The organism is Moorena sp. SIO1F2, assembly GCF_010672755.1.
Taxonomy (GTDB): domain Bacteria; phylum Cyanobacteriota; class Cyanobacteriia; order Cyanobacteriales; family Coleofasciculaceae; genus Moorena.
On record NZ_JAAHFV010000319.1, the window covers coordinates 1 to 7,330 of the forward strand.

Annotated in this window: 7 protein-coding genes; 6 read left to right on the top strand and 1 reads right to left on the bottom strand. The window is 42.9% G+C overall.

Annotated features, from left to right (window positions below; all coding sequences use genetic code 11):
• The 5 genes from F6J94_RS26745 to F6J94_RS26765 all read left to right on the top strand — a co-directional run.
• The coding region (locus F6J94_RS26745) for a glycosyltransferase family 61 protein (RefSeq protein WP_293045810.1) at positions 1–1,013 on the top strand (1,013 nt) is incomplete at its 5' end.
• A 327-nt stretch (positions 1,014–1,340) separates the two neighbouring features.
• A complete protein-coding gene (locus F6J94_RS26750) occupies positions 1,341–1,865 on the top strand; it encodes a hypothetical protein (RefSeq protein WP_293045813.1) in 525 nt (174 codons plus the stop codon).
• Positions 1,866–2,199: 334 nt separating this feature from the next.
• Positions 2,200–3,657, top strand: coding sequence for a tetratricopeptide repeat protein (locus F6J94_RS26755; protein WP_293045816.1), 1,458 nt, complete (start codon positions 2,200–2,202; stop codon positions 3,655–3,657).
• Between the two features lie 8 nt (positions 3,658–3,665).
• The gene (locus tag F6J94_RS26760) at positions 3,666–5,315 is read left to right on the top strand and encodes a tetratricopeptide repeat-containing sulfotransferase family protein (RefSeq protein ID WP_293045819.1); all 1,650 of its coding nucleotides are present in this window, start codon (positions 3,666–3,668) and stop codon (positions 5,313–5,315) included.
• A 308-nt stretch (positions 5,316–5,623) separates the two neighbouring features.
• Complete coding sequence (locus tag F6J94_RS26765; protein WP_293045822.1) at positions 5,624–6,202, top strand: Uma2 family endonuclease; 579 nt, start codon at positions 5,624–5,626, stop codon at positions 6,200–6,202.
• Here F6J94_RS26765 and F6J94_RS26770 read toward each other — a convergent pair.
• Positions 6,179–6,454 carry a hypothetical protein gene (locus F6J94_RS26770; RefSeq protein ID WP_293045825.1) on the bottom strand — a complete coding sequence of 92 codons (276 nt, stop codon included), beginning with the start codon at positions 6,452–6,454 and terminating at the stop codon, positions 6,179–6,181. The two genes, F6J94_RS26765 and F6J94_RS26770, sit on opposite strands and share 24 nt — an antisense overlap.
• Before the next feature lie 100 nt (positions 6,455–6,554).
• On the opposite strand from F6J94_RS26770, the gene F6J94_RS26775 reads away from it, so the two are divergent.
• Positions 6,555–6,779, top strand: coding sequence for a hypothetical protein (locus tag F6J94_RS26775; RefSeq protein ID WP_293045828.1), 225 nt, complete (start codon positions 6,555–6,557; stop codon positions 6,777–6,779).
• The last annotated feature ends 551 nt before the right edge of the window (positions 6,780–7,330 follow it).

Below are 7,330 nucleotides of genomic sequence, written 5' to 3' on the forward strand. Positions count from 1 at the left end.
CTACTGTTTTTGTGGCGACTATCCCACAAGGACGGGCTTGGATTGCCCCCCAAAGCAGTTACTGGAAGATTTGTAATGGCATCGCCATCATTACCCCAGATGATTATTTGCTATCTGACCTCTCTCGAAATTACCCATGGTATTTACCTGGATGTGAGCATTACGACCCCAGAAACCATAGAATATTTAGTCTGGATCAGATGCCGCCTTTAGAGTACATTGATGGCACAGTAGCGGTTCTATCGGGACTGTCTGGACATGGCTACTACCACTGGATGTTTGATGTCCTGCCTAGAATTGAAATCCTACGCCGCAGTGGGATAGATTTCCCTAAGATTGATTGGTTTTTGATCAATACGCCACAGCAACCCTTTCAACAAGAAACCCTCAATTACTTAGGCATTCCTGCTAACAAAATTATCTCCAGCGATCGCTACCCCCATATTCAAGCCCAGGAGTTAGTCTTACCCTCCTTTCCCGGACATTTTGATTGGGTACCGCAGGGTACTATTAACTTTCTCAGACAGAGGTTTCTACCGCAAACTCTGGAATTAAGATACCCAGAGCGGATCTACATTTCTAGAGCGCAAGCCAGACATCGACAAGTTATCAATGAAACTGAGGTCAAGGAGCTGCTATCCCAATTTGGTTTTATTACCATTGCCCTAGAAAGCCTATCTGTGAAGGAACAAGTTGCTTTATTTGCTTCTGTTAAAGCAATTGTTGCTCCCCATGGCGCTGGTCTGACCAATACTGTATTTTGTCGCCCTGGCACTCAAATTATAGAACTAGTCTCACCCAGTTATGTGAGAACAGATTACTGGATGATTAGTCAACAACTGGGACTAAAACATTATTATGTAAAAGGAGAGAATTTTGACTGTCAACCTATTCGAAAATTAATGTATACTAGCTCACTAACAGAAGATATATTAGTTAACCTAGATTCCCTTTACTCAGTAATGAAAATTACTGGCCTAAATCAGCTATGCTCAAGGGTGCATAACCAATAAGGAGGCAAAGGATGCCATGGATTCAGTAAAACTATTTGGGCTCTACCGAACTTGCTGTGTAACAATCTTAGGCAATAATTGCTATAAATAATAATTATTGGGCGATTGGGCGGGACTTTTAGTTTTTCAGAGAATGTTTTTTGATAAATAACCAGTCCGATCAGACCTAGTGGTCAATAAGCGCGTTTTTATACACACTATCTTCGGTAGAACTACTAACTATTTGAGAATACAAAAAAACTAATCTTGTTTGTGGCGAAAAAATCTGTAATAAATTATAGTTGATAGGTGGTAATATCAACTAGGATAAAGAAGGAGTTATAGTAGATGTCTTCTATGTTTGCTGACCCAGATCTTGAAGTTATCCCAAATGATGAAGACGGCTTCGTTATCTTAGGACCAGACGATGAACGAAGTAATATTAGGGGGAGCGATGGTCTAGATATTATTCAGACTGGTAATCAAAACGATGAGATTAGCGGTGGTGACGGGAATGATGTGCTCTTGGGGCAAGCAGGGGATGACCAAATCACTGGCGGTGAAGGCGATGATGTGGTGGTGGGTGGAGAAGGAGATGATAACCTGATCATAGGACCAGGCACTGATGTGGCGATCGGGGGTCCTGGAGAGGATACATTTACCTTCGAGTTCTTTGACGATCAGCCGGATATTATTACTGAGTTTAAGTCTGGAGAAGATCGGATCGTGATTCCAGGGGTTGATGACCAGACTATCGTAACTTACGACTCGATCACTGGTCAGCTAAAAGTGGATGGGGAAACCATTGCTCAATTGAGTTCAGGTTTGGATGTTGAAATTAATAAAACTGATGATGGTTTTGAGATACTTTAGTAGGTCAGTAATCAGCAATCAGCTTTCAGCAGTCAGTAATCAGCTTTCAGCAATCAGTAATCAGCTATCAGTAATCCTTAATCAGCTATCAGCTATGAGCTTATCCGCTACGGGAAGGCTACGGGAACATCCAAAGGCCAACGGCTGACCACTGACCGCTGACCACTGACCGCTGACCACTGAATGCTTAATGCTTAATGCTTGATTTGAGTTGTGAACATACTGTAATTAAGGAAAGGTAACAGGCAAGAGTTAATCAAGTAGCGCTGCTCCCTGCTCCCTGCTCCCTGTTCCCTTTTCCCTGTTCCCCGTTCCCTGTTCCCTGTTCCCTCTCATGTACACTTACTTAACTGAAGCAATTGCCGCTTGTGAGCAAGCGTTGGAAAGTCCATCTCCAAATCGACCTGATTTTGCCTCGACTTGCCGAGTTTTAGGAAATATCTTGCAAGGGATGGGTCGGTTTGATGAAGCAATTTTCTGGCACTCTAGAGTGTTCGATGACAAACCGAATTTAGTGCAAGTCTATGCTAAAATAGGAAATATATACAGCAGTCAACAACAGTGGCAGGCAGCGATCGCATCCTACTACCATGCTCTTAGCCTCCAGCCAGATTTTGCTGAGGCTTACTGGAGTTTGGCAGAAATCTATTCTCAGCTGGGGAAAAAAGACGAGGAAATTGAGTGTTGGTATCAGACTCTGAGCCTGAAACCCAAATCAGCCAATGCTCAGGGACATTATAAACTAGGGAAAGCGTTCCTGGCTCAGGGTAAACCGGATCGAGCCATTGCTTGTTTCCAAAATGCGATTGAGCGTGACTCCACCCTATGGGCAGCTTACTACGAGTTAGGAGACTGTTTGATAGCCCAGGGGAAGTGGGAGAATGCGATCGCATGTTATCGTCAGTTAATCGACCTTGACCCAAATCAAGCTAAGGCCCACTATAAAATTGCTGGGATTTGGCTCAAACAAGGAATGGTGGACACAGCGATTGCAGCATTTCGCCGCTCGATTGAGGTTGATCCAAATTTTCCTGGAGCTTATCGGGAACTGATCCAACTGTTGATTCAACAGCAGAAGTGGGATGAAGCGATTGTCTCATGCCGTGCGGTCATTGCGACAGTGGGTGACTATCCCTGGACTTATGTTAAACTCGGGGATGCTTTGGTAAAAAAAGGTGAGTTGACCGAAGCCTACACTTGTTATCAACAAGCTGCTCAATTGCGGGGTTGGGATCAGTGTGCTCAGAAGGATTATCGATTCACCCAGGATAGGTTTACCTTTAAAATTCCGGTCTGGGAAAAACACTTGCAGCCCCTAGCTGGTGTCGCGGATGCTCAGTGTCTGGAAATTGGGAGTTTTCAAGGCAATTCCGCTTGCTGGTTACTTGATAAAATCCTGACTAACTCTTCAGCTCGATTAACTTGTGTTTCGCCACACTTTCAGGAAGAGTTTGCTGGAAATATAGCTAAAACTGGAGCAGCGGAAAAGGTGACTAGGTTAGAGGGAAAACCTGAGCAGTTGCTTAATTCCCTTGATGGCAATTGCTACGATTTAGCTAACATTCGCGACAGGCGTCACAAAGCTACCATTGCTGAGCAAAATGCTTTACTTTGTTGGAAGCTACTCAAGGTGGGAGGGCTGATGATCGTTAATAACTATGGATGGAGCAATCCTGCTAAACCACAAGAAGCGCCTAAAATTGGGATTAATAGGTTTCTAGATTCAGTTAAGGGTCAGTTTGAGATTCTGCATCAGGCTCGCATAGTGATTGTTCAAAAAATAGCGTCTTAACGGTAACGATGTCAAGGGATATCAAGCAATCTTCGGGTCATGACCACGACTCTGTTGACCAAACCCAGGGCCAGCTCAAGGTGGTGAAAATTCAAGTAAAGTTGGCTAAAGACCATGCTAATCGGGGGAGTCTGTATGCTCAACAGCAACAGTGGCCCGAAGCGATCGCATGTTACGAAAAAGCGATCGCAATTGACCCGAAATTTGCTGGAGCTTACCGTAACTTGGCTCGGGTTTTCGCTAAGACTGGTCAACAGGACGAGGCTACGGAGTGTTGGTATCAAGCCCTAACCCTAGAGCCAAATTGGGCTAAACCAGAGGAGCATGTTAAGTTGGGCAACAGGCTGTGGTCTCTAGGCAAACCAGACCAAGCCATCACCTGTTATCGACAAGCGATTGAGTTAAAGCCCAATTTACTCCAAGTTTACTATCGTCTGGGGGAGATACTCAAATCCCAGGGAAAGATGGAAGATGCGATCGCATTTTATCAACAGGCGGTCGAGAATAATCCCCGAAATCACCAAGCCATGAACTATTATCGACAAATAGTCGATAGTAATCCCAACTCTAGCGCTAAAGATTATCATCAGTTGGGTCAACTGCTCAGAGGGCAAAGTCGATTCAAAGAAGCCATAGAGTCTTATCAAAAAGCGATTGAGCTTGACCCCTGTTTTAAGCGAGCTTATGTAGACCTACAGTACACCTGGATTGAATCAGAGCAGTTAGAGCAACTTATCACCTTTTATCGACAGTGCATCCAACGGCAACCAGATTTTCCTCTGGCTTGGGGGAATTTAGGGGATGTGCTAACCGAGCAAGGGCAACTTGAAGAAGCGATTAGCTGTTACCAAACTAGTGCTTACAAAAAAGCAGTTGCATCCAATCCAAACCTTGCGGAGGTTGACTGGAAACCTAAAAAAGAACATGGTCCAGACTTCGTTATTATTGGAGCGGCTAGATCTGGTACATCTTCATTATATATGTATCTGAGTCGTTATCCACAAATTATCTCCCCTCATAAAAAAGAGTTAAATTTTTTCAGTAAATATTATAATCAAGGGATTGATTGGTATCTCGCCCATTTTCCATCCATTACCGACACTCCTAATTTCTTAGCTGGGGAAGCAAGTCCTAATTATTTTGACTGCACTGAATCTGCCCAACGGATGTTTCAGTTTTTTCCCAAGGTTAAGCTGATTGTTTTATTGAGAAATCCCGTTGATCGCGCCATCTCTTGTTACTATCACAATTTTTATCATGGCCGAGAAAAGCGCAGTCTAGAAGATGCCCTAGCTCTAGAAAAGCAACGACTGGAAAGTTTGACAGAATCAGAGCTATTACAGATTGGGTATCGACACCCAAATAATTTATTAGGAAGTCTTTACGTCTATAAGTTAAAACGATGGATGGATATTTTTCCAAGAGAACAATTTTTAATAGTGAAGAGTGAAGACTTCTATAGCAATTCCAAGACTGTCATGAGTACCATCATTGAATTCTTGGGATTATCTGATCAGAAGTTTTTTCAATATCCCAAATGCAATGGTAGGTCTTACACTCCCATTAGTCAAGACTTGAAACAAATGTTAACTGACTTCTTTCGAACTCATAATCAGAAGTTGGAAGAGTATTTGGGAATGTCACTTAATTGGGATTAGAATAAAAAAAGCGGTGTTGCTCATTATGCGTATGGTTTTGCCCCCCTAGGGCGTGTTTTAAACGTTTTCCGCAAGATTATGATCCCCCCCAGCCCCCCTTGAAAAAGGGGGGAGCCATACTCAAAGTCCCCCTTTTTTAAGGGGGATTTAGGGGGATATCCGAGGTAATAAGACACGCCCTAGACCCCCAATCATGGGGTATTTAGGGGGCTTTAAGAAAACCAAATGATCGCGCATTAATTTATTAATTCAGCAACGCCTATTTCCTACTGTTCCCTGTTCCCTGTTCCCTGTTCCCTAAAATTACCATGGTTAAAACCACCTCCAAACTCACTTTTGAGGAATACCTGGAATACGATGATGGCACAGATAACCGTTATGAGCTGTTTGATGGGGAGTTAGTAGAATTGCCGCCTGAGAGTGAACCAAATAATTGGAGGGTAATGTGGCTAATGCTCCAATTAGTCAAGCTAATTAACCCCCGCTTAATTAAGACGCACAATTGTGAATTACAAGTTCCAGGAAATCCTCAAAACCGCTATCCTGATTTGGTAGTGATTAGAGAAGAACATCTTATCCAAACCGAAAAACGCTTAACTATCACCCTTGATATGCTTCCCCCACAGTTTGTGGCTGAGGTAGTTAGCCCCTACAAAAACCAAAGGGATGAAAACTACCGACGTGATTACGTGGAAAAAGTACAACAATACCAAGAAAGGGCTATTCCTGAATATTGGATTATTGACCCCCAAGAGCAGTTAGTAACTGTGCTGATATTAAACAATGGTCGTTATGAAAAACAAGAATTTCGGGGTAATCAGCAGATTGTTTCTCAGACTTTCGGTGATTTTAAGTTTACGGCTTTACAGGTAATCAGTGCTAATTGATGGGGAAGTTATCAGTATAGCAAAGGGAACAGGGAACAGGGAACAGGGAACAGGGAACAGGGAACAGGGAACAGGGAACAGGGAGTAGGGACCAGGGAGTAGGGAATATGGCATCAAAATTTTATCACTTATTACATTGATTCTAAAATAACTATCAGTTATAATCCCAAAATATGTAATCATGCGATGGGAACAGCTTTTGAATAAAATAAGCTGACGGCTGACAGCTGAAAGCTGACAGCTGTCATTCATTCTCAAATTACCTCCCCAAAAAAAAATTTATAAAAACCCTTGACAAACATTACAATAATCATTACAATAATCATTGTAAACATAATTCAGGTTTTTAACCATGTCTCAAAACTTTCTCCCGAATCAAAACAATAATTCTGATGAATCTAACCAAAATAAACAACGTATTAAGTACATTAAGGGCTCTCCTGAAGGAGTCACCAAGACTATTTACTCCCTTTCTGCACTCGGGTATGGGTCGGTTTCCGACTGGAGCCCTTTGCAGCCGACCGGAATTCCAGGGCAAGTAATTAGTTTTGCAACCAAGTATTCGACTTGCCGTTAATACGTTGTCTTGATGCAGTCGCTCATGGGGGAAACCCCCAAGACCGCGCTGCATCGCTAAATTTCTGGGGGGGTTTCCCCCCGGCAAAGGCTCCGGTCTTTTGGCGTAGCGTGACCTTTGCCCAATGAAATAGGATTACATCCGGATTGATTCGGAAAGAGAAATGACATAGTGTTTACTGAAATAGCCGTGGATAGTATTTCTACGGCTATTTTTTTTTTCGATAGATGGGTGTGGAATGTGAGTTAAGGAGGCGATTGATTGCTATCATGGTGTTATTGCGTTCGCGTAGCGTGGCCAACGGCCAATCGCATCAGATTCCGATTGGAGTTATTTTCAAATAGCCCAAGCTTAATGACAGCAAAGTCAGTACAAAGAAGCACCGTAAAACCCTATCCCTTCCTGTCATAACAATATAATTTACATGAAGACCAGCTTAGGATAGGTCAATCTTGATCTAAAATATCAGAAGTGAAAGGACAATTCTGGGGGAAACTAACAGATGGATAATTCCTGCTCACCTTTTTCAGTGGATATCTGTAGCAATCGGA